Raw genomic sequence first — 19,351 nt, forward strand, 5'->3', positions numbered from 1 at the left:
CGGCCGGGCAGGCGGGGCGGGCCTGCCCGGCCGGGCCGGTCACGGGTCAGGCCGACGCGCGGATGCGGTCGTACTCCTCCTTGGGCACCGGCGTCGTGCCCTTCACCCCGAGGTCGTTCATGTGCAGGCGGTGCGTCTCCCGGGCGCTGTACGCGGCGACCGCGGCGATGATGGCGATCCCGAGGCAGAGGCTGCCGACGATGAGCGGGACGTTCGACTCCGGCGGCGCCACCAGCGCGAAGATCGCCGGCAGGAAGGCCGTGATCAGGGTGCCGAGGTTCTGCGAGACGGCGAAGGCCGTGACGCGGGTGCGGGTCGGGAACAGCTCCTGGTAGTAGGCCGGGAACGTGGCGTTGTAGCCCTGGTACACGACACCCCACATCAGCAGGGCGCTGACGAAGGCGAGCACCGTGTTCCCCGAGTCGATCGCGTAGAGGTACAGGTACCCCATGACGCCCGAACCCAGCGCCCCGACGATCATGCAGGGGCGCCGCCCGATCCGGTCGGACAGGCTGCCGACGAACGGGATGAGGATCACCGCGACGATGTTGCCCGTCACGGAGATCCACAGGTACGTGGTCGTCGAGAAGCCGTTGCCGTAGGACTCGTTCGTGGCGAACGTCGCGCCGAAGGTGTTCACGGTGATCGGGACGACGTTCATCAGGGCCATGCAGACCACCCGGAGCATGTCCGAGCCGCTCTCCCTGACGGCCTGCACGATCGGCGCCTTGGGCAGCTCGCCGTGGGCGGCCTCCTCCTGGAACGCGGGCGTCTCGTTCACGCGGCGGCGGATGATGATGCCGGCGATGACGACGAACACGCTGAGCAGGAACGGGATGCGCCAGCCCCAGGACTGGAAGGCCTCGGGCGACATCGCGGCCGACAGCGGCAGGAACACGGCCGCGGCGAGCACCTGGCCGGCCTGCACGCCCTGCAGCGTGAAGCTGCCGTAGTACCCGCGCCTGCCGAACGGCGCGTGTTCGATGATCATCGCGCTCGCGCCGGAGATCTCCCCGCCGACCGCGAAGCCCTGGATCAGTCGCAGGATCACCAGGAGCGTCGGGGCGAGGATCCCGACCTGGTCGTAGGTCGGGAGGAAGGCGACCAGCAGCGTCGAGACGCCGATCATCATCATGCAGAGCACGAGCATGTTCTTGCGGCCGTGCGTGTCGCCCAGGTGCCCGAGCACGAAGGCGCCGATGGGCCGAGCGACGTAGCCGACACCGAACGTCGCGAACGCCGCGACGATGGCGACCTGGGGGTCCGTCTTCGCGAAGAAGATGTTCGGGAAGACCAGCGCCGCGGCCTGCGCGTAGATGAAGAAGTCGTAGTACTCGAGTGCGCTGCCGATCCAGCCGCTCGCCGCCGCCTTCTTCGGTTGCTTCACGTACTCCGCGGGTTCGTGCGAGCCCGATGGCTCCCTGATCTCGTCCTTCATGCGACCTCCTGACGGCGGGGCCCCGCGTCACCCACGGCGGCTGTCGTGACAGTGCAGTCTTCGCCGCCCACACGGTCAACGAGTCCCCTGCTGCTTTCCGCTGGGTGGCACGGGCGCGTCACGACTCGGGGGCCGCGCCGGGCGGCAGCAGGTGCTGCACCTGCGGCGGGCGCCGAGGACGGGGCCCCCCGTCCGGCCCGGCCGTGCATCCCCGCTCCCGCGCGCCGTCGCGTCAGCCCGCCCGGCTCGGGCCCCGCACCGGCGCCTCCACCGGTCCGGGCCCGCGGAACGCCCGCTCGTGGGCCTGCTCGAACGTGATGATCCGGTGACCACGGCTGTGCGAGAACGTCAGGGCGCGCGCCCACGTGTAGACCGTGCCGAGGCGGTTGCCCCAGCCGATGAGGTAGAGCACGTGGACGAACCCCCACATGGTGTAGCCCAGCACGCCCGTGAACCTCATCCCGAAGGCGTCGGCCACGGCGGCGCGGTGCCCGATGGTGGCCATCGACCCCTTGTCGAAGTAGTGGAAGGGCGCCGTTCGCTCGTCACCCGCGAGCCTGGCCTTGATCAGCTTCCCGACGTACTTGCCCTCCTGCATCGCCGGCTGGGCCACGCCGGGCAGCCCGTCGAGCGACACCATGTCGCCGATCGCGAACACCTCGGGCCGGCCCGGCACGGTGCAGTCGGGGTTCACCTCGATGCGCCCGGCGCGGTCGGTCCCGGCCCCGGTGCGCTCGGCGAGCTGCGCCGCCAGCGGTGACGCCTGCACCCCGGCGGCCCAGATCCGGGTGCGCGTGCGGATCGTCTCCTCCCCGTCGGGGCCCTTCAGGGTGACCGACTCGCCGTCCATCCCGACGGCGAGGGAGTGCAGCCGGACCTCGACGCCCATCGCCTCCAGCCGCCCCTGCGTGTAGCGCTGCAGCTTCGGGGCGAACGGCGGGACCACCGCGCCCGCCCCCTCCAGCAGCAGGATCCGTGCCTCGTGCGTGTCCACGGCCCGGTAGTCCTGCGGCAGCACCGTGTGCGCGAGTTCCGCGACCTGCCCGACGAGCTCCACCCCGGTCGGGCCCGCCCCGATGACGACGAACGTGAGCCACTCCGCGCGCTCCTGCGGGTCGGTGGCCAGCTCGGCCATCTCGAACGCCAGCAGGATCTGGTCGCGCAGGTGCCGGGCGTCCTCGACCGTCTTCATCCCCGGCGCGTACCGCGCGAACTCGTCGCGCCCGAAGTAGGAGTGCGTGGCCCCGCCCGCCACGACGAGCGTGTCGTAGGGCAGCTCCAGCGGGCGCCCGTCGGGGCCCGACGCCCGCACCACGTGCGCGTCGAGGTCCAGGTCGGTCACCTCGGCCAGCAGCGCCCGCGCGTTCTTCTGCTTCCTGATCACGCCGCGGAGGGCGGGCGCGATGAGACCGGGGGGCAGGATCCCGGCCGCCACCTGGTAGAGCAGCGGCTGGAAGAGGTGGTGGTTGGTGCGGTCCACCACCGTCACGTCGACGTCCGCGTGCGCGAGCGCCTTCGTGACGTTGAGACCACCGAAGCCGCCGCCGACGACGACGACCCGGTGCCGCTGCTCCTCGCTCATGGTGCGACCTCCTGGTCGGCCGTCCGCCACACGAACACCCCGTCCGGGCGCCGCGTCCTCGTCATCGACCCCCGCGCCTCGAACCAGGCCAGGTCGGCGAGGACCTCGGCCACGGCGAAGTGCCGCTGCGCTCCGGTGAGCTCGCCGCGGAAGAACACCGCGGTGATCTCGACGGCGGTGCGCTCCCGGCAGTCCACCAGCTCCCGCACCTGGTCGAGCCGTCGCCGCTTGCCGCTCGCGATCCTGCGCGCCCGCCGTGCGCCGTCGCGGAACGGCGGTCCGTGCCCGGGTAGCACGACCTCGGGCTCCAGCTCCGCGACGCGCTCCAGCGACTCCAGGTAGGACCCCATCGGATCGCGCTCGAAGCCGCGCTCGAAGGTGACGGGCGGCGACACGACCTGGAGCAGGTGGTCGCCCGAGCACAGGATGCGGTCCTGCGGCGACCACAGGCAGACGTGTCCCGGCGAGTGCCCCGGGGTCGGGACCACCTGCCACTCCCGTCCGCCCGCGACGCACCGCTCGCCGCCCACGAGCAGCCGGTCCGGCCACCCGACCGACGGCATCACCGGCATCCAGTCCTGCAGGCCCCGGGAGCTCGCCGTGAGCTCCGGGCCGAAGAGCCCGTGGTCGGCCAGCATCAGCTCGCGGCGGTCCACCGCCTCCGCCGGGTCCCCGTACTTCTCGATGTCGAGCTGGGTCGCCTCGTGCATCCACAGCTCGCCGCCGCTGCGGCGCACCACCTCGCCCGCGAGGCCGAAGTGGTCGATGTGGGCGTGGGTGACGACGAGGCGCCGGACGCGGTCGAGCGCGCTCCCCGCCGCCCGCAGCGCGACCGTGAGCGCGCCGCACGGGTCGTCCACCCCGCTCCCCGCGCCCCCGGCGGCGACACCGCAGTCGACGAGCACGTCGCCGTCGTCGTCGTGCAGGAGGTAGGCGCTCACGGTGGGGACGCCGTGGATGCCCAGGGGCAGGGCCAGCCGGTGCACGCCCGGCGCCACCTCGGTCACCTCGGGCGCCGCGGCACGCATCAGCCCGGGATCTGCGAGACGGCGCGGAGCTCCTCCGGTGTGGCCGTGCCGAAGCCGAAGAACTCCAGGTAGGCCGGGATCATCTCGAAGAGCATGTCGCTGCCCACCTGGATCGGGCACCCCTTGGCCCGCGCGGCGGCGAGGAACGGCGTGATCTCCTGCTTCATGACGACCTCGCCGACGAAGGTGCTCGGTGCGATGCGGTCGACGTCCACCGGCAGCGGGTCGCCGTCGTTCATGCCCAGGGGCGTGGCGTTGACGACGAGGTCGTAGCCCTCGGGGTCCTTCGACCCGATGCCGATCTCCAGGTCCGGGAAGTGCTCGGCGAGCCGGCCGGCGAGCGCCTCCGACGCCGCGGTGTGCGGGTCGAACAGCCCGATGGAGCCGATGCCCGCGGCGGCCAGCGACGCCGCGATCGGCGACCCGACCCCGCCGTTGCCCACGACGAGCGCGCGCGCGCCGTCGAGCGGGAACCCCTTGCGCTGCACCCCGCGGACGAAGCCGGCCCCGTCGAACTGGTCGCCCACCAGCGACCCGTCGTCGCGGACCAGGACCGCGTTGGTGGCGCCCGCCACCGCGGCGATCGGCGTGAGCTGGTCGACGAGCTCGCACGTCACCACCTTGTGCGGCATCGTCACCAGCGCCCCGCGGATGTTGGACATGCGGAAGAGCAGCGGGAACAGCTCGCGGTACTCCTCGGCCTTCACACCCATCGGCACCACCACCGCGTCGATGGCGTTCTTCTCGAACCAGGGGTTGTAGATCAGGGGCGCCTTGAACGCGAACGTGGGGTAGCCGATGTGCGCGATCAGAGTCGTCTTCCCGCTGATCATGACGATCCTCCTGTGCTCCGGTCGACCCATCGTGGTCCCCGCGCCGGTGGCGCCGGGGCCCTTCCTGTCCAGTGGGAAGACGCCGGCGTCGCCCACCATCCACTCGCCATCCCACGGGATGGCGTGTAGCGTCGGGGGCATGGCCGAGGTGGACAGGACCGAGAAGATCACCATCAACCTCGGTCCGGTCGACCTCGGCCAGATCGACCTGCTGGTCGACGAGGGCTTCTACACCAACCGCACCGACTTCATCCGCACGGCGATCCGGCGTCAGCTCGAGGTGACCGCGGTCGCCGTGTCGGACACGGTGGCGCGGCGGACCCTCGTGCTCGGCTCGCAGCACGTCACGCGCCGCGAGCTGGAGGAGCTCCGGGACACCGGCCGCACCATCGAGCTCCGGGTGCTGGGGCTCGCCACCATCGCCGACGACGTCGATCCCGAGCTCGCGCTCGCGACCATCGTCCGGGTGGAGGTCCTCGGGGCCTTCCGCGCGCCGCGGGCCGTCAAGGCCGCGCTGGCCACCCGCACCACCTGACCCTCTCCGAGAGGAACCCCATGCGACACCACTACGGCACCGCCATGCCCGAAGCACTGCGGCTGACCCGCTCCGGACGGCTCGCCGAGGCGGTGGCGGTGCTGCAGAACTCCGGTGGCCCGGCCGGCCTGCCGTCGGCTCTGCCCACCGCCGTGGCCGACCGGCTGCGCGCCGTCATGGGGAGCGGTGCACCCCGGGCCCGCGGCGGCAGGGGCCGACCCGCATCCCCGGGAGCCGGCGAGACCGTGCGGCTCCACCACACCGAGGCCGCCGGCACGCGGCAGTTCGACCTCTACGTCCCGCCCGGTCACACCGGACGGCCGCGCCCGCTCCTGGTGATGCTCCACGGCGGCTCGCAGGACGCCGCCGACTTCGCGGCGGGAACCGGCATGAACGCGCTCGCCGACGAGCACGGGTTCCTGGTCGCCTATCCCGAGCAGTCGCGTTCCGCGAACTCCGGCGGGTACTGGAACTGGTTCTCCCCCGCCGACCAGCGCGCGGGCTCCGGCGAGCCGTCGATCATCGCGGGCATCACGGCCCGGGTGCTCGCCGAGCACGGCGGCGACCCCGCTCGCACCTACGTCGCGGGCCTCTCGGCGGGCGGGGCCATGGCCGAGGTGATGGCGGCGACCCATCCCCACGTCTACGCGGCGGTCGGCGTGCACTCCGGGCTCGCGTTCGGCTGCGCCCACGACGCGATGTCCGCGTTCAGCGCGATGCGCACCGGCGGCGCTTCGCGGCCGGGTGCCGACGTCCCGCTGATCGTCGTGCACGGGGACGCCGACCGGCTGGTCGCCCCGGTCAACGCGCAGCGGCTGGTCGCGTCGCGCCGGGCGGGCACGCCCACCGCGACACGGGTCGCGGAGCCGGGACGCCGCCCGGCCACGCTCACGGTCGTCCGGGATCCCGCGGGCAGCGTGATCGCCGAGAGCTGGACGGTGCACGGCGGCGGCCACGCGTGGGCCGGCGGTGATCCGGCCGGCACCCACACCGACCCGCAGGGTCCCGACGCCTCCGCCGCGATGGTGGCCTTCTTCCTGGCCCGCGGGCGGTAGGCGTCCCCGGCGGGGTCAGGACTTGAGCTGGTTGCGCAGCGTCCCGAGGACCACCTCGGAGGTCTGCCTCACGAAGTCGGCGTGGGTCGTCGCGAGCTTCGTGGCCCAGTCGACGCCCGTGTTCTTCGCCGCCTGCTCCTCGAAGTCGAGCATGGTGGTGAGGAGGCGCTCGTAGCCCTCGAGCCAGGCGAGGCCGTTCTCCCTGGCCTTCGCCATGACCTGCTCGGAGAGCTTCCTGACGCGTTCGGCGGTGGCCTCGAGGTCGCCGGTGTCCGGTGGTGTGCTCATGTGCCTGTCTCCTCCTGTTGTCGGGTCTCCCAGTGCGCCACGGCCATGCCGGTGATCCACGGGTACACCGGCTCGTACGCGAGCTTGGTCGCCCTGATCGGCGCCACGGCGCCGGCGACGGCCAGCCAGCTGCGCATCTCGTGGTTGCCGTTGCCGGCCAGCTCGATCTCCTCGTCGGGCATGTCGAGGATCTGCTCCAGCTCCCCGCGTTCGAGGCGCTCCAGGAACCAGCGGTCGAAGTCCTCCTCGATGTCCCCGACCCGCGGGGTGCCGATCCAGTGCGACAGTCCTCCCGCTCCGACGACCGCCACCCGCTCCAGCCCGGTGTAGGAGCGGATGGCGTCACCGAGGGCCTTGCCGAACTCGTAGGCCCGGCGCACCGGCACGAGCGGCGGCACCGCGCAGTTCTGCACGATGGGCACGAGCGGCAGTCGCATGTCGTTGTCGAGCTCGTAGTAGACGGTCATGATGCCGTGGTCGAGCTCGAGCAGGTGCGAGAAGCCGGGGTCGAAGCCCGAGCGCAGCGTCTGCTCGGCGATGTGGTTCGCCAGGCCCTCGTGGCCGGGGATCCACACCTTGTCGATCGGCAGCCACTCCTCGGTCGGCCCCCAGTTCTTCTCCCCCACCCCGATGCAGATCTGCGGGAAGTTCTCCAGGAAGAAGTTCGTGAAGTGCTCGTTGGACAGCACGACGCACGCCTGGACGTCGCGCGCGACGGCCTCGGCCTTGACGTACTCCAGCGCGCCGAAGAAGTTGTTGCGCTGCTCCTCGGGCGCGGCCATCCGCGCCGAGGACATCATCGGGGCGTGCGAGGCGCAGTAGGCGAGGACTATCTCTGCCACCGGCCCCTCCTCTCCTCCTTCTCCCCGAACGGTTCGAGGAGCTTGCGGTAGTCGTCGCGGGCGAACCCCGCGGCCCGGCAGAACCGGTTGAGCAGCACGCTGTGCAGCCCGAGCTGGTAGAGCGCGGCCACGTCCTTCGTGTCGAAGGCCTTGCGTTCGTCGTCGGTCAGCTCGTAGCCCGAGGCGTCGAACCCCTGCCGGCCGTCGCCGCCGGCGGCGCTGTTCACCTCACCGGCCCGGACCCAGTCGTAGACCAGGCGGTGGAGCTGGTAGTTGCTCATCGCGGCTCCCTTCCCCGAGGCAGATTGACACGGCGCCCGGCACCCGTCCCACGTCCGGACAGCGCTCTTCCGACCAGTGAGAGCCGCTGCCGTCGGGGGCCGCCGGCGGTGACAGTGGGCGGATGGGGAACAACGGTTCGTCCGGCGCGGGCGGGGTGGGGCCGGTCGCCGCGCACGGCGCGGCGGTCGACGTGCACAGCCACGCGATGCCGCTCCCGCTGCTGCAGACGCTGTCCGACCGCGACCTCGCCGACCTCGGCGGGGTGGCCGACGGGGTGGTCCGGCTCGACCCGAGGGTCAGCGGCGTCGGACCCCGGGCTCCCCTGCCGCTGGCGCGCTCCCAGTACGACGTCGACGTGCGCGTGTCCGAGATGGACGCCGTCGGCGTGGACCGGCACGCGGTCTCGCTGCCCCCGTTCCTGTTCTGCTCCACCGCCGAGGACCGGGAGCTCGCGACCGGCATCGTCGCGGCGGGCAACGACGAGCTCGCGACCTTCGTGGCCGACGCCCCCGACCGGTTGCTCGGGCTCGGCTCCGTACCGCTGGGCTGGCCGGAGGCGGCGGACGAGGCCCGTCGTGCGCTCGACGACCTCGGCCTCGCCGGCATCGCCATCGGCAGCCGCGGCGCCGGCCGCGACCTCGACGATCCGGTGAACGACGACCTCTGGGCGCTGCTGTCCGAGCGGCGGACGTTCGTGTTCCTGCACCCCAGCGGCGTGCCCGACCCGCACCGGCAGGCCGACTTCTGGCTCCCGCAGCTCGTGGGCTACCCGATGGAGACCGCGCTCGCCGTCGCCCGCATGGTGTTCGGCCGCGTCCTGGAGCGCTTCCCGCTCAACCTCTGCCTCGCCCACGGCGGTGGGTGCCTCCCGTCCCTGCGGGGGCGCCTCGACATGGGCTGGGAGCGCAAGGACGTCGCCCGGACGACGGCGGTGAAGCCGAGCGAGCTCACCGACCGGCTCCTCTACGACACGGCGGTGTTCTCCCCCGTGCTGCTGCGCCGGCTCGTCGAGGACGTGGGTGCCGAGCACGTCCTGCTCGGCACCGACCACCCCTTCGAGCTCGGCGACCGGACCCCGCTGGACACCGTCCGGGCGATCGGCCTCGACCGGTCCGCCGAGCGGGCGATCCTGTGGGACAACGCCGCGGGCCTGCTGGGTCTCCAGGTGCCCCACTGAGGCGCGGCCGGCTGCCGGATCGCGTTCAGCGGCGCGCGCGACGCCGAGACGACCGCACCTCCCCCGCGTTCCGCGGAACGCAGAACCGGCCCGACCCGCGCACCCGGTGGCCATTCGCGCACGCCAGGACATAGGCGAACGACCAGGAGGTGCGCCGACCGGCGCGACCAGCTGCGCGCGCTTTCCGCGGCACGCGCGACGCGGACGCGACCGGCTGTGCCTTCCCGCGTTCCGCGGAACGCAATACGGTCCGACCCCGCGCACCCGGTGGCGTTCGCGCACGCCAGGACATACGCGAACGCCTAGAAGGTGCGCGGGCCGGCGCGACCAGCTGCGCGATCACGTTCCGCGGCGCACGCGACCACCGCACCTGCCCGCGTTCCGCGGAACGCAGACGCATTCCGACCCGCGCACCCGGTGGCCGATCGAGCACGTCATACGCGAACGACCAGTAGGTGCAGACCGGCGCGGCCGGCTGCGGGATCGCTTTCCCGCGGCACGCGCGACGCCGAGCCGACCATCTGCGCACCCGGCGCCCGATCCCTCAGGTCAGGACATGCGCGGGCAGCCACGAGGTGGGCGAACCGGCGCGACGGCTGCGGGATCACGCCCCACAGCGCGCGCGACGCCGAGACGACCACCCCCACCTTCCTGCGTTCCGCGGAACGCAGACCCGACCCGATCCGCGCACCTCCCTGCGTTCCGCGGAACGCAGACGCAACCCCATCTGCGCACATGGAGGCGGCTCGCGCAGGTCAGGACATGCGCGATCAGCCAGGAAGTGCGCGGACCGGCGCGACCTGCTGCGGGACGTCCCGCGGCACGCGTGGTCACCGCACCTGCCAGCGTTCCGCGGAACGCAGAACGACCCGATCCATGCACCTGGCGGCCGATCGCGCAGGTCAGGACAAGCGCGAACAGCCAGGAGGTGCGCAATCGCGTCCCGCGGCACGCCCGACACCGACGCGACCAGCGCGCCTGCCCGCGTTCCGCGGAACGCAGACGCAACCCGACCCCGCGCACCCGATGGCCGATCGCGCACGCCAGGACATGCGCGAACGACCAGGAGGTGCGCGGAGAGCCAGAGCGTGCGCGGATCGGGCGCGACCACCGCGCGGGATCGCGTTCCGCGGAACGCACGACCGCCCGCCCCCCACAGCCCCACCGCCCCCGGCGGAACCCAGAACCGGCACCGCGTTCCCCACCCGACCGGGCCGGGAACAGCGGCGCGGGCCGGGACCCGTCAGTCCTCGGAGCGGCGGCTGCCGGGCAGGCGCCACATGTCCGTGATCGCCCCCTCCACCCCCGCCCAGGTGCGGGTCCACTCCATCAGCGGGCCCAGGCTCGTCTCCAGTGTCGCGAGCTGCTCGTCGAACACCCCGAGCTGCGCCTGCAGCGCCTGCACCTGGGCGCGGCGGGCGGCGAGGTCGTCGAGCACGGCCTGCAGCTGCCGGGCCGAGAGGGTGGCGGGCGGGACGGGGCGCACCCCGCTCCACCCGGACAGCACCCGTTCCGTGGCCTCCCGCAGCCGCCGGGCCAGCTCCGCGGGGTCGCCCGCGCCGGTCACGTCGCCACCCCTACATCTCCGCCGACATCATGCCGAGCAGCTCCACGCGCCAGTCGGCGTAGGAGCCGCCGGAGAACCCGGCCGTCAGCGCCTCCCACTCCGGCTGGCGGCCCAGTGCCGTCAGGGCGATCTCCTGCGGCGACGCCCCGGAGCCCAGCACCGACACCCGCAGGTCCGGCGGGCCGTCGGCCCGGGCGGCGTGCCCCAGCACGCGCACCAGCGCGGACCGGGCCGCGACGTCGTCGTCGGTCGAGACCTCCGGCGGCAGCACCCCCATCACGAACGTGATCCGCGAGCCCGGGCGCAGCGCGGGCAGGGCCGCGGTCATCGCGGGGAACCGGGCGAGCACGCCGTCGGCGAAGAAGTGGTGGACGCGGTCCACGGCGTTCGAGCCGCTGACGGTGAACGTGGCCGGGAGCTGCACGTAGCCGTCGAAGGCGGCGGCACCGGCCTCGACGCACGCCCGGGGGACGTCGCCGATGTCGTCCACCTCGACCGCCGTGTGGCCGTGGCCGCGGAGCTCGGCGGCGACCTTGGCGGCCAGCTCGCCGATCCCGGACACCAGGAAGTGCGGCATTCTCTCGTCCTCTCATCGGTGTGGCGCGTAGAGCCAGCCCTGCAGGAGCCGGGCGGCGCGGGGCATCACGAGCCAGGTCATCAGCGCCGTCACGGCCACCGAGACCACCAGGACCCGCAGCGCCACCGGCAGCCCGGCCGGGTCGATCGCGGCGTGGAACAGGAGCTGCAGCAGGTAGATGCCGCAGACCGAGACGGCGAACATCTTCCACCTCGGCGGCGCCGGTGACGTCCGCCCCGGCAGCGCGAACCAGGTCTCCAACCCGGTGATCCGCTGCACGTCCGTGGAGTCCACGAGGTGCTCGCCCGCGGCGAGGAGGCGACCGCGCTGCGGCGACTCGTCCCACGCGCGCAGGTCCCGGTCCGAGGCGAAGCGGAACACCAGGTGCCACGGGTCCCCCAGCCGGCTCGGCCGCAGCACGCCCGCCCCGAGGTGGCCGGGGAAGGTCGCCGCCGCGGCCGTCACCGCGTCGCACCAGGACGCGAACTCCGCCTCGCGTCCCGGCGCGACCCGTCGGGCGACCGTCACCGTCACCGGCTCGGCCGCGTCGCCCATGTCACCGGACCCACCCTCACCCGACCTCCGCCGCCCAGTCGCGCTGCTCGAGGGAGTCGCGGATGTGCATCAGGAACAGCGACGCCGTGGAGCCGTCGAAGGCGCGGTGGTCGTAGACCAGCCCGATGATCCCGGTCGGGTGGATCGCGATCATGTCCCCGACGGCCACCGGCCGCCGCTTCACCCCGTCGGTGCACAGGATGCCGGTGTTGGGCTGGTTGATGATCGGCGCCGACACCCAGCTCGCGAACGGGCCGGGGTTGGTGATCGTGAACGTCGAGCCCTGCATGTCCGCCATGCCGAGCTTCTTGTTCCGCGCCGCCGCCGCCATCGCCGTGATGCCCTGGGCGATGCCGCGCATGTTCAGCCCGTCGGCTCCCTTCAGCACGGGGACGACGAGGCCCTGCTGGTCCAGGTCGACCGCGATGCCGAGGTTGACGTAGGGGTGCAGCGTCATCGTCCGCGCCTCGATGTCGATCGAGGAGTTGACCGTCGGGTACGCGCGCAGGGCGTCGACCACGGCGCGGGAGATGAACGGCAGGTACGACAGCGACGACCCGGTCTCCTTCTTGAACCGGTCCTTGTGCGTCCTCCGCACCTGCTCGACGTTCTCGAAGTCCACCTCCACCGACGTCCAGACGGAGGCCGCGATCGTCTGCGACGCCTTCATCCCCGCCGCGACGGCGAGCCGCATCTTCGAGAGCGGCACGACCTCGTCGCGGGGGTCCGCGGGACCCGAGGGCGCGGCGACGGCTGCCGGGGCCGCCGCCGGAGCGGTCGGGGCAGGAGCGGTCGGGGCAGGAGCCGCCGGGGCCGGAGCGGTCGGGACAGGAGCCGCCGGGGCAGGAGCCGCACGACCGCCGCCGCTCGCCACCGCCCGCTCCACGTCCTCACGCCGGATCCGGCCGCCCGCACCGGTGCCCGTGATCGTGGAGACGTCGAGCCCCGCCTCGTCGACCAGCCGCCGCACCAGCGGCGAGAGCATGCGCCCCTCGCTCGCGGGCGGGCCCGACCCGTTGGTGCCGGCCGCCGGGGTCCCCCCGCTCGGTGCCCCGCCCGGCTCGGTGGGCGCCCCGACCGCGGCCGGGCCCGACCCGCTGACGGCGCTGTCGCCGCCGGACGGCGACCCGCCTCCCGCGGCGGCCGCCGCGCCGATGCGGGCGAGCGGCGTGCCGACGGGGACGGTCTCCCCCGCGGGCACCAGGATCTCGAGCAGCACGCCGTCGTAGGGGCTCGGGATCTCCGAGTCGACCTTGTCGGTGGACACCTCGAACAGCGGGTCGTCGAAGGCGACCGTGTCGCCCGCCTGCTTGAGCCAGCCGCCGATCGTGCCCTCGGTGACGGTCTCGCCCAGCTTGGGCATGGTGATGTCGTGGACCTCGCCGGCGGCCGCGGAACCGGCCGGGTCCTCCAGGGCGGGCATGGCCTCGGAGCCTCCCGTCCGCGGGTTGGCCGGGTCGCTCAGCGATCCTCCACCGGCCGCGGCGGTCGCCGGCGTGGCGGCCGCGGGCGCGTCGACGCCCGCGTGCCGTCCCTGCGGCGCCGGCGTGGAGCCGGGCGGGCCGATCCGCACCAGCGGGGTGCCGACCGGGACGGTCGCGCCGGAGTCGACGAGGATCTCGACGACCACCCCGTCGTAGGGGCTGGGGATCTCGGAGTCGACCTTGTCGGTGGACACCTCGAACAGCGGGTCGTCGAACGCGACCTCGTCCCCGGCCGCCTTGAACCAGTTGGTGATCTCGCCCTCGGTGACCGTCTCGCCCAGCTTGGGCATGGCCACGACCCACTCGTCGCTCATCGCTCTCCCTCGCTGCGCGAGCTCGGCGCTGCGCGCAGGCGCTGTGTCGTTGACTCGCTCGCAAGCTCGCTCATCCCAGCTCCCGGTCAGCCGTGCAGGGAACGGCCGGAGAAGGTGATCATGGTTTCGCCGATGGCCTCGGAGAGGCTCGGATGCGCGTGGACCAGGCGACCGACGTCGTCCGGCAGCGCCTCCCAGTTGACGGCCAGGTAGCCCTCGTGGAGCAGCTCGCTGGCCCAGGGACCGACCATGTGGAAGCCGAGGACCGGACCGCCGCGCTGCGCGACCACCTTCACCAGCCCGTCGGTCTCGCCCAGGATCATGGCCCGGCCGTTGCCGGCCATCGCGTGCTTGTGCACCTCGACCTCGAAGCCCGCGGAGCGCGCCTCGGCCTCGCTCATGCCCGACCACGCCACCTCGGGGTGGGTGTAGACCACCCACGGCACCTTCGCGTAGTCGACGGGCGGCGGGTCCTCGCCGAGGACGTGCTCGACCGCGACGACGGCCTCGGCGTAGGCGACGTGGGCGAGGCCCGGGGTGCCGACGCAGTCGCCGATCGCGTAGACGCCCGGGCGCGAGGTCTGCATCGTGGCCGTGTCGACCTCGACGAACCCGCGCTCGTCGACGCGGACCCCGGCCTCCTCCGCCCCGATCCCCTCGGTCACCGGACGGCGACCGATGGACACGAGCACCTGGTCCACCTCGAGCTTGTCGGACCCCCGCGGTGTCTCGTAGGGGACCACGATCCCGTTCGACGTGTGCTCCAGCGAGCCGACGCGGGCCTCGGCGTGGATCGACGTCCCGCGCTTGGTCAGCGAGCGGGCGAGCACGTCGGCGCAGTCGCGGTCGGGCCCGATCGGCAGCACGCCGTGCGGCAGCGCCTCGAGGAGCGTGGTCCGCACGCCGAGGTCGGTGTAGACCGAGGCGAACTCCGCCCCGATCACGCCGCCACCGATCACCGCGACGCGCTCGGGCAGCCGGTCGTCGGAGCTGTTCGTGGAGTGGTCCGACGTGACGATCGACGAGCCGTCCACCTCCATGCCCGGGATGGACCGCGGCACCGAGCCGGTGCAGAGGATCACCGCCCGGCCCTGCAGCACCTGGCCGTCCACCGACACCGCTCCGTCGGCCGTCAGGCGTCCGAACCCGTCGACCACGGTGACCTTGCGGCGCTTGAGCAGGCCGGACAGTCCCTTGTGGAGCTGGTTGACGATGCCGGCCTTGCGCTTGTTCGCGGCGGGCCAGTCGGGCTCGGGCGGGCCGCTCACCCGCACGCCGTGCTCCGCCGCGTGCGACACCGTGCGGAACACCTCGGCCGCGTGCAGCAGCGCCTTCGCCGGGATGCAGCCCCGGTGCAGGCACGTCCCGCCGACCTTCTCCTTCTCGACCAGGGCGACGGTGAGCCCGGCCGACGCGGCGTACAGCGCGGCGGCGTACCCGCCCGGGCCGCCGCCGAGGACGACGAGGTCGTAGTCAGGCACGGGCCACCTTCCGCAGGGTCTCGGCGATCTCCGCGGGCTGCGGGATGACCGCGTCCTCCAGTGGCGGGCTGGTCGGCGTCGGGGTGTTCTTCGCCGCGATCCGCACCACCGGCTGGTCGAGGTGCCAGAAGCACTCCTCCTGGATCGTCGCGGCGATCTCCGCGCCGTAGCCGAGGCGCTTCGCCGCTTCGTGCAGGACCACCGCCCGCGAGGTCTTGCGCACCGACTTGACGATCGTCTCGACGTCGAGCGGCACGAGCGTCCGCACGTCGACGACCTCGACCGAGATGCCGTCCTTGTCCAGCTCCTCGGCGATCTCCAACCCCTGGTGCACGCCGGCCGAGTACGTCACCAGCGTGATGTCGCGGCCCTGCCGGACGACCTTGGCCACGCCGAGCGGGATCGGGTCGAGCGAGATGGGGCCGTCGGCCTTGAGGCGCCGGTAGAGGTACTTGTTCTCCAGGTACAGCGTGGGGTTGTCGTCGCGGATCGAGCTGATCAGCAGGCCGGCCGCGTCCTGCGGCGTACCGGGCATGACGATCTTCAGGCCGGGCACGTGCGCGAAGTAGCTCTCCACGCTCTGGCTGTGCGTGGGCCCGGCCCGCAGCCGCCCGCCGAACGGCGCCCGCATCGTCACCGGCATCGGGTCGCCGGTGCGCCAGTGGTGGCGCGCGAGCACGTTGACGATCGGGTCGAAGGCGCAGGAGATGAAGTCCGCGAACTGGAACTCCACGACCGGGCGCAGGCCCACCAGCGCCGCGCCCGCGGCGAGGCCGGTGAACCCGGTCTCCGCGATCGGGGTGTCCACCACGCGGCGCGGGCCGAACTTGTCGAGGAAGCCCTTCGTCACCTTGAACGCGCCGCCGAACTGGCCGACGTCCTCGCCGATGATGAAGACGTCCGGGTCGCGGTCCATCTCGGAGTCGAGCGCCAGCCCCACCGCGTCGAGGTAGGTGGCGTTCCCTGTGTCAGTCGGCATAGACGCCGTCCTCGATGTCGGCGGGGTCGGGCATGGGGTCGGCGAGCGCCTTGCGCCGCGCGGCGATGGCGTACTGGCGGGCGTCCTCGCGGACCTGCTTCGCCGCGGCGTCGTCGAGCACGCCCGCCTCGAGGAGCACGTTCTCGAACAGCTCGACCGGGTCCTTCTTCGCGTACTCCTCGTAGAGCTCCTTGAGGACGTAGTCCGCCGGGTCGTGCTCGGCGTGACCGTGCATGCGCATCGTCACGCCCTCGATCAGCGACGGGCCCTCCCCCGCCCTGGCCCGGGCGACGGCCTCCGCGGTGGCGTCGTGCACGGCCAGCGCGTCGGTGCCGTCCACCTTGACGCCGGGCATCCCGTACGCGGCCGCCTTGGCCGCGAAGCTCTCCGACGCCGACGTCAGCCGCAGCGGCGTCGAGTAGGCGTACTGGTTGTTCTCGACGAAGAACACGTTGGGCAGCTTCTGCACCGAGGCGAGCGTGAGCGCCTCGTGGAAGTCGGCCCGCGAGGTCGACCCGTCACCGCAGAACGCCAGGCACACGCGGTCCTCCCCGCGGTACTTCGCGGCGAAGGCCATGCCGGTGGCCACCGGGAAGTTGGCCGGGATGTGGCTGGGCAGGTTGTAGATGTTGAGGTCGAGCCGGCCGTAGTGCAGGGTGCCGTCGCGTCCACCGGTCGGCGAGGTGGCCTTGCCCATGAAGCTGGCCATGACCTGCCAGGGCTCCATCCCGCGCCACAGGTGCGCCCCGAGGTCGCGGTGGATGGGTGCGAGGTAGTCGTCGGGCCGCAGCGCCGAGGCCGCGCCCACGCTGATCGCCTCGTGCCAGTGCCCGGTGTAGAGGGAGCCGAGCAGGTCGCCGCCCTTGTACATCGCGACCATCCGGTCCTCGACGGCGCGGGTCAGGACCATGAAGCGGTGGATGCGGCGCAGCAGGTCGGGGTCGCGGTCGCCCACCGCGGGCGCCGCCTTCCGCCGGTTGCGCGAGCTCGTGCGGGTGGCCATCAGTCGCCCAGGAAGAAGTCGCGGACGAGGCGGTTGAAGTCGGCCGTGCGCTCGATCATCGACCAGTGCCCGCAGTGGCTGAACACGGCGAGGTCGGCGTTGTCGAGCAGCTCCAGGAGCCGGTAGGAGTTCTGCAGCGGGATGACGTTGTCCTCGCGCCCGTGCACGATCAGCGTGCGGTGCGGGAGCGACCGGATCTGCTCCTCCGGCACCGTCATCGCCTCCACCCACCGCTGGCGCGGCGCGGGGAACATCGACGAGAAGGCCTCCTGGAAGCCGGGCTGGTTGGCGCCCTCGTAGCGCACCTGCGCGAGCTCCTCGTTCACCAGCTCGCGGGAGTAGGCGAAGTAGTCCAGGACCCTGCGCATGCCCTCGAGCGTCCCGTCGTAGCCCCAGACCTGGTCGAGGCCCTCGGTGATCGGGAACGGCACGCCCATGCTGCCCATCAGCACCAGCTTGCCGACGCGGTCGGGGTGCCGGGTCGCCAGCCGCAGCGCGATGCCGCCGCCGAAGCTGTTGCCGATGAGGTGCGCCTTGTCGAGGCCCAGGGTGTCCATCAGCCCGAGGGTCTGGTCGGCCCAGGTGTCGAGGCTGTAGTTGACGCCCTCGGGGCGGTCGGAGTAGCCGAAGCCGACCATGTCGGGGGCGACGCAGTGGAAGTCCTCGGCCAGGGCGGGGATCACCAGCCGCCAGTTCGCGTAGGACGTGACCCCCGGCCCCGAGCCGTGCACGAGCACGACGTGCTCGTCGCCCTTGCCGCCCTCCAGGTAGTTGGTGCGGATCCCGTTGGCCGCGGCGCTCTCGCCGATGGCCGGGTTCTCCGTGGTGCTCATTCGCGACTCCCTCTCAGGCGTAGTAGCGGAAGACCAGATCGGCCACGCAGCACGGCTTGGCCTCACCCCGGACCTCGTAGGTGAGGCGGTAGACGACCTCGGCACCGTCGCCGGCGAGCTCCTTCACGTCCGCGACCCGCACGTGCATCCGGATCGCGCTCCCGACGCGGAGCGGTGCGGGGAACCGGACCCTGTTGAGCCCGTAGTTCAGGACGACGCCGAAGCCGTCGACGGTGCAGACCTCCCACAGCAGGCCGGTGGCCAGGCCGAGGGTGAGGAAGCCGTGCTGCACGGTGGCGCCGAACGGGCCGCCGCGGGCCCGCTCGGGATCGGTGTGGATCCACTGCTCGTCGCCGGTGAGCTTCGCGAACAGGTCGATGTGCTCCTGCTCGACGGTCCGCCAGCTGCTGGCGCCGATCTCCTGGTCCACCTGCTCCTGCAGGCCGGGAAGGCCCTGCAGGGTGATCGGTCCGCCCATCGTCCCGCCTCGTCCTCGTGTCGGCGCCGGGGTCCCGCCCGGTGCTCTCCCCGCCGCGAGTCAAACACCGCCCGGCGGCGCGGCAGCGGCGCTCGCGGCCCTTTCCTGCTCAGTGGGAGTGGCCCCGGACCCGGGCCGGGCGTGGGCACTATGGGCGTCGAGGAGAGGGACGCGGATGGCGGGCGGAAGCACCCGGTGGCAGGGGCGGTCGGTGATCAGCAAGGCCGTCGCACTGCTCGACGCGTTCGGCCCGTCGACGCCGGAGCTGTCCCTAGGGGACCTCGCCCGCATCACCGGGCTGCCCGTGTCGACGACCTACCGGCTGGCCACCGAGCTGGTCGAGTGGGGCGGGCTCGAGCGGGCCGGCAGCGGCACCGGCTACCGCATCGGCGTGCGCCTCTGGGAGCTCGGCGTCCTGGCGCCGCGCGGCGCGACCCTGCGCGAGGTCGCGCTGCCCCACATGCAGGACCTCTACCAGGCCACCAGGGAGAACGTGCACCTGGCGGTCCTCGACGGCCGCGAGGCGCTCTACCTGGACACGATCGCCGGGCGGGGCGCCGTCCCCGTCCGCTCCCGGCGCGGCGGTCGGTTGCCCCTGCACGCCACCGGGGTGGGCAAGGTGCTCCTCGCCCACGCGCCCGAGTCGCTGCTCCACGAGATCCTCGACGCCGGCCTGCGCCGCTACACGGCCCACACGGTGGTGGCACCGGGACACCTGCGCCGCGCGCTCGCCGAGACCCGGCGGACCGGGATCGCCTACGCCCGCGAGGAGATGAGCCTGGGGTCCCAGTCCGTCGCCTCCCCCGTCACCGGCTCCGACGGGACGGTCGTCGCCGCGCTCGCCGTCGTCCTGCGGTCCGGGCGCGGGGACCTGCGACGGCTCGGGCCGGCGGTGCGCACCGCCGCCATCGCGGCGTCGCGGTCCCTGCAGGAGCGGGAGCGCCTCGCCGGCCCGCTCGCCGTCCGGCACTCCCGCTGAGCGAGAGCTCGTCCTGGCCGCGCCCGCTCCGGGCCCCGATC

Annotated in this window: 20 protein-coding genes; 4 read left to right on the forward strand and 16 right to left on the reverse strand. The window is 73.0% G+C overall.

Annotation, left to right across the window (positions count from 1 at the left end; all coding sequences use genetic code 11):
* Nucleotides 1-46: 46 nt before the first annotated feature.
* The 4 genes from HOP40_RS26665 to HOP40_RS26680 form a co-directional block, all read right to left on the reverse strand.
* Nucleotides 47-1,438 (reverse strand): MFS transporter, encoded by a 1,392-nt coding sequence (locus HOP40_RS26665; protein WP_172163508.1) that lies wholly within the window; start codon nt 1,436-1,438, stop codon nt 47-49.
* A 232-nt stretch (nt 1,439-1,670) separates the two neighbouring features.
* Nucleotides 1,671-3,020 (reverse strand): NAD(P)/FAD-dependent oxidoreductase, encoded by a 1,350-nt coding sequence (locus HOP40_RS26670; protein ID WP_172163511.1) that lies wholly within the window; start codon nt 3,018-3,020, stop codon nt 1,671-1,673.
* Nucleotides 3,017-4,048: an MBL fold metallo-hydrolase gene (locus HOP40_RS26675; protein WP_172163514.1), complete on the reverse strand. Its 1,032-nt coding sequence runs from the start codon at nt 4,046-4,048 to the stop codon at nt 3,017-3,019. Before HOP40_RS26675 ends, HOP40_RS26670 begins: the two co-directional genes overlap by 4 nt.
* Nucleotides 4,048-4,881, reverse strand: coding sequence for a shikimate dehydrogenase family protein (locus tag HOP40_RS26680; protein WP_172163517.1), 834 nt, complete (start codon nt 4,879-4,881; stop codon nt 4,048-4,050). Before HOP40_RS26680 ends, HOP40_RS26675 begins: the two co-directional genes overlap by 1 nt.
* Nucleotides 4,882-5,020: 139 nt before the next feature.
* Here HOP40_RS26680 and HOP40_RS26685 point away from each other — a divergent pair, with 139 nt between their 5' ends.
* Together HOP40_RS26685 and HOP40_RS26690 are read left to right on the forward strand one after the other, a co-directional pair.
* The gene (locus tag HOP40_RS26685; RefSeq protein WP_172163520.1) at nt 5,021-5,416 is read left to right on the forward strand and encodes a CopG family transcriptional regulator; all 396 of its coding nucleotides are present in this window, start codon (nt 5,021-5,023) and stop codon (nt 5,414-5,416) included.
* Nucleotides 5,417-5,436: 20 nt separating this feature from the next.
* Nucleotides 5,437-6,471: an extracellular catalytic domain type 1 short-chain-length polyhydroxyalkanoate depolymerase gene (locus HOP40_RS26690; RefSeq protein ID WP_172163523.1), complete on the forward strand. Its 1,035-nt coding sequence runs from the start codon at nt 5,437-5,439 to the stop codon at nt 6,469-6,471.
* Between the two features lie 15 nt (nt 6,472-6,486).
* Here HOP40_RS26690 and HOP40_RS26695 read toward each other — a convergent pair whose 3' ends face one another.
* The 3 genes from HOP40_RS26695 to HOP40_RS26705 are packed head-to-tail and all read right to left on the reverse strand — an operon-like array spanning nt 6,487 to nt 7,882.
* The gene (locus tag HOP40_RS26695; protein WP_172163526.1) at nt 6,487-6,759 is read right to left on the reverse strand and encodes a hypothetical protein; all 273 of its coding nucleotides are present in this window, start codon (nt 6,757-6,759) and stop codon (nt 6,487-6,489) included.
* A complete protein-coding gene (locus HOP40_RS26700) occupies nt 6,756-7,601 on the reverse strand; it encodes a DODA-type extradiol aromatic ring-opening family dioxygenase (protein ID WP_172163529.1) in 846 nt (281 codons plus the stop codon). Before HOP40_RS26700 ends, HOP40_RS26695 begins: the two co-directional genes overlap by 4 nt.
* Nucleotides 7,589-7,882, reverse strand: coding sequence for a hypothetical protein (locus tag HOP40_RS26705; protein WP_172163532.1), 294 nt, complete (start codon nt 7,880-7,882; stop codon nt 7,589-7,591). Before HOP40_RS26705 ends, HOP40_RS26700 begins: the two co-directional genes overlap by 13 nt.
* 122 nt (nt 7,883-8,004) lie before the next feature.
* Between HOP40_RS26705 and HOP40_RS26710 the strand changes: the two genes are divergently transcribed.
* Nucleotides 8,005-9,060 carry an amidohydrolase family protein gene (locus HOP40_RS26710; RefSeq protein WP_172163535.1) on the forward strand — a complete coding sequence of 352 codons (1,056 nt, stop codon included), beginning with the start codon at nt 8,005-8,007 and terminating at the stop codon, nt 9,058-9,060.
* A 1,243-nt stretch (nt 9,061-10,303) separates the two neighbouring features.
* On the opposite strand, the gene HOP40_RS26715 is transcribed toward HOP40_RS26710, so the two are convergent.
* The 9 genes from HOP40_RS26715 to HOP40_RS26755 form a co-directional block, all read right to left on the reverse strand.
* Nucleotides 10,304-10,627, reverse strand: coding sequence for a hypothetical protein (locus HOP40_RS26715; RefSeq protein WP_172163538.1), 324 nt, complete (start codon nt 10,625-10,627; stop codon nt 10,304-10,306).
* Between the two features lie 10 nt (nt 10,628-10,637).
* Nucleotides 10,638-11,204, reverse strand: coding sequence for a hypothetical protein (locus HOP40_RS26720; protein WP_172163541.1), 567 nt, complete (start codon nt 11,202-11,204; stop codon nt 10,638-10,640).
* 12 nt (nt 11,205-11,216) lie between these two features.
* The gene (locus HOP40_RS26725) at nt 11,217-11,759 is read right to left on the reverse strand and encodes an antibiotic biosynthesis monooxygenase (RefSeq protein ID WP_172163544.1); all 543 of its coding nucleotides are present in this window, start codon (nt 11,757-11,759) and stop codon (nt 11,217-11,219) included.
* Between the two features lie 16 nt (nt 11,760-11,775).
* Nucleotides 11,776-13,557: a 2-oxoglutarate dehydrogenase, E2 component, dihydrolipoamide succinyltransferase gene (sucB, locus tag HOP40_RS26730; RefSeq protein WP_172163547.1), complete on the reverse strand. Its 1,782-nt coding sequence runs from the start codon at nt 13,555-13,557 to the stop codon at nt 11,776-11,778.
* An 86-nt stretch (nt 13,558-13,643) separates the two neighbouring features.
* Nucleotides 13,644-15,038 (reverse strand): dihydrolipoyl dehydrogenase, encoded by a 1,395-nt coding sequence (lpdA, locus tag HOP40_RS26735; RefSeq protein ID WP_172163550.1) that lies wholly within the window; start codon nt 15,036-15,038, stop codon nt 13,644-13,646.
* Complete coding sequence (locus HOP40_RS26740; RefSeq protein ID WP_172163553.1) at nt 15,031-16,017, reverse strand: alpha-ketoacid dehydrogenase subunit beta; 987 nt, start codon at nt 16,015-16,017, stop codon at nt 15,031-15,033. Before HOP40_RS26740 ends, lpdA begins: the two co-directional genes overlap by 8 nt.
* Complete coding sequence (locus HOP40_RS26745) at nt 16,007-17,020, reverse strand: thiamine pyrophosphate-dependent dehydrogenase E1 component subunit alpha (RefSeq protein WP_172163556.1); 1,014 nt, start codon at nt 17,018-17,020, stop codon at nt 16,007-16,009. Before HOP40_RS26745 ends, HOP40_RS26740 begins: the two co-directional genes overlap by 11 nt.
* Nucleotides 17,020-17,853: an alpha/beta fold hydrolase gene (locus tag HOP40_RS26750; RefSeq protein WP_172163559.1), complete on the reverse strand. Its 834-nt coding sequence runs from the start codon at nt 17,851-17,853 to the stop codon at nt 17,020-17,022. Before HOP40_RS26750 ends, HOP40_RS26745 begins: the two co-directional genes overlap by 1 nt.
* Before the next feature lie 13 nt (nt 17,854-17,866).
* The gene (locus HOP40_RS26755; protein ID WP_172163562.1) at nt 17,867-18,331 is read right to left on the reverse strand and encodes a MaoC family dehydratase; all 465 of its coding nucleotides are present in this window, start codon (nt 18,329-18,331) and stop codon (nt 17,867-17,869) included.
* Between the two features lie 175 nt (nt 18,332-18,506).
* On the opposite strand from HOP40_RS26755, the gene HOP40_RS26760 reads away from it, so the two are divergent.
* Nucleotides 18,507-19,310, forward strand: coding sequence for an IclR family transcriptional regulator (locus HOP40_RS26760; RefSeq protein ID WP_172163565.1), 804 nt, complete (start codon nt 18,507-18,509; stop codon nt 19,308-19,310).
* The last annotated feature ends 41 nt before the right edge of the window (nt 19,311-19,351 follow it).

Source organism: Pseudonocardia broussonetiae, from assembly GCF_013155125.1.
Lineage (GTDB): Bacteria > Actinomycetota > Actinomycetes > Mycobacteriales > Pseudonocardiaceae > Pseudonocardia > Pseudonocardia broussonetiae.

What these genes read in the sequence shown, in the direction of transcription:
- HOP40_RS26745 (WP_172163556.1), bottom strand. Translation starts at nt 17,020, where the DNA reads ATGGCCACCCGCACGAGCTCGCGCAACCGGCGGAAGGCGGCGCCCGCG.
- HOP40_RS26755 (WP_172163562.1), bottom strand. Translation starts at nt 18,331, where the DNA reads ATGGGCGGACCGATCACCCTGCAGGGCCTTCCCGGCCTGCAGGAGCAG.
- HOP40_RS26750 (WP_172163559.1), bottom strand. Translation starts at nt 17,853, where the DNA reads ATGAGCACCACGGAGAACCCGGCCATCGGCGAGAGCGCCGCGGCCAAC.
- HOP40_RS26690 (WP_172163523.1), top strand. Translation starts at nt 5,437, where the DNA reads ATGCGACACCACTACGGCACCGCCATGCCCGAAGCACTGCGGCTGACC.
- HOP40_RS26685 (WP_172163520.1), top strand. Translation starts at nt 5,021, where the DNA reads ATGGCCGAGGTGGACAGGACCGAGAAGATCACCATCAACCTCGGTCCG.
- HOP40_RS26695 (WP_172163526.1), bottom strand. Translation starts at nt 6,759, where the DNA reads ATGAGCACACCACCGGACACCGGCGACCTCGAGGCCACCGCCGAACGC.
- HOP40_RS26740 (WP_172163553.1), bottom strand. Translation starts at nt 16,017, where the DNA reads ATGCCGACTGACACAGGGAACGCCACCTACCTCGACGCGGTGGGGCTG.
- HOP40_RS26675 (WP_172163514.1), bottom strand. Translation starts at nt 4,048, where the DNA reads ATGCGTGCCGCGGCGCCCGAGGTGACCGAGGTGGCGCCGGGCGTGCAC.
- HOP40_RS26665 (WP_172163508.1), bottom strand. Translation starts at nt 1,438, where the DNA reads ATGAAGGACGAGATCAGGGAGCCATCGGGCTCGCACGAACCCGCGGAG.
- HOP40_RS26705 (WP_172163532.1), bottom strand. Translation starts at nt 7,882, where the DNA reads ATGAGCAACTACCAGCTCCACCGCCTGGTCTACGACTGGGTCCGGGCC.
- HOP40_RS26720 (WP_172163541.1), bottom strand. Translation starts at nt 11,204, where the DNA reads ATGCCGCACTTCCTGGTGTCCGGGATCGGCGAGCTGGCCGCCAAGGTC.
- HOP40_RS26670 (WP_172163511.1), bottom strand. Translation starts at nt 3,020, where the DNA reads ATGAGCGAGGAGCAGCGGCACCGGGTCGTCGTCGTCGGCGGCGGCTTC.
- HOP40_RS26725 (WP_172163544.1), bottom strand. Translation starts at nt 11,759, where the DNA reads ATGGGCGACGCGGCCGAGCCGGTGACGGTGACGGTCGCCCGACGGGTC.
- sucB (WP_172163547.1), bottom strand. Translation starts at nt 13,557, where the DNA reads ATGAGCGACGAGTGGGTCGTGGCCATGCCCAAGCTGGGCGAGACGGTC.
- HOP40_RS26710 (WP_172163535.1), top strand. Translation starts at nt 8,005, where the DNA reads ATGGGGAACAACGGTTCGTCCGGCGCGGGCGGGGTGGGGCCGGTCGCC.
- HOP40_RS26760 (WP_172163565.1), top strand. Translation starts at nt 18,507, where the DNA reads ATGGCGGGCGGAAGCACCCGGTGGCAGGGGCGGTCGGTGATCAGCAAG.
- HOP40_RS26680 (WP_172163517.1), bottom strand. Translation starts at nt 4,881, where the DNA reads ATGATCAGCGGGAAGACGACTCTGATCGCGCACATCGGCTACCCCACG.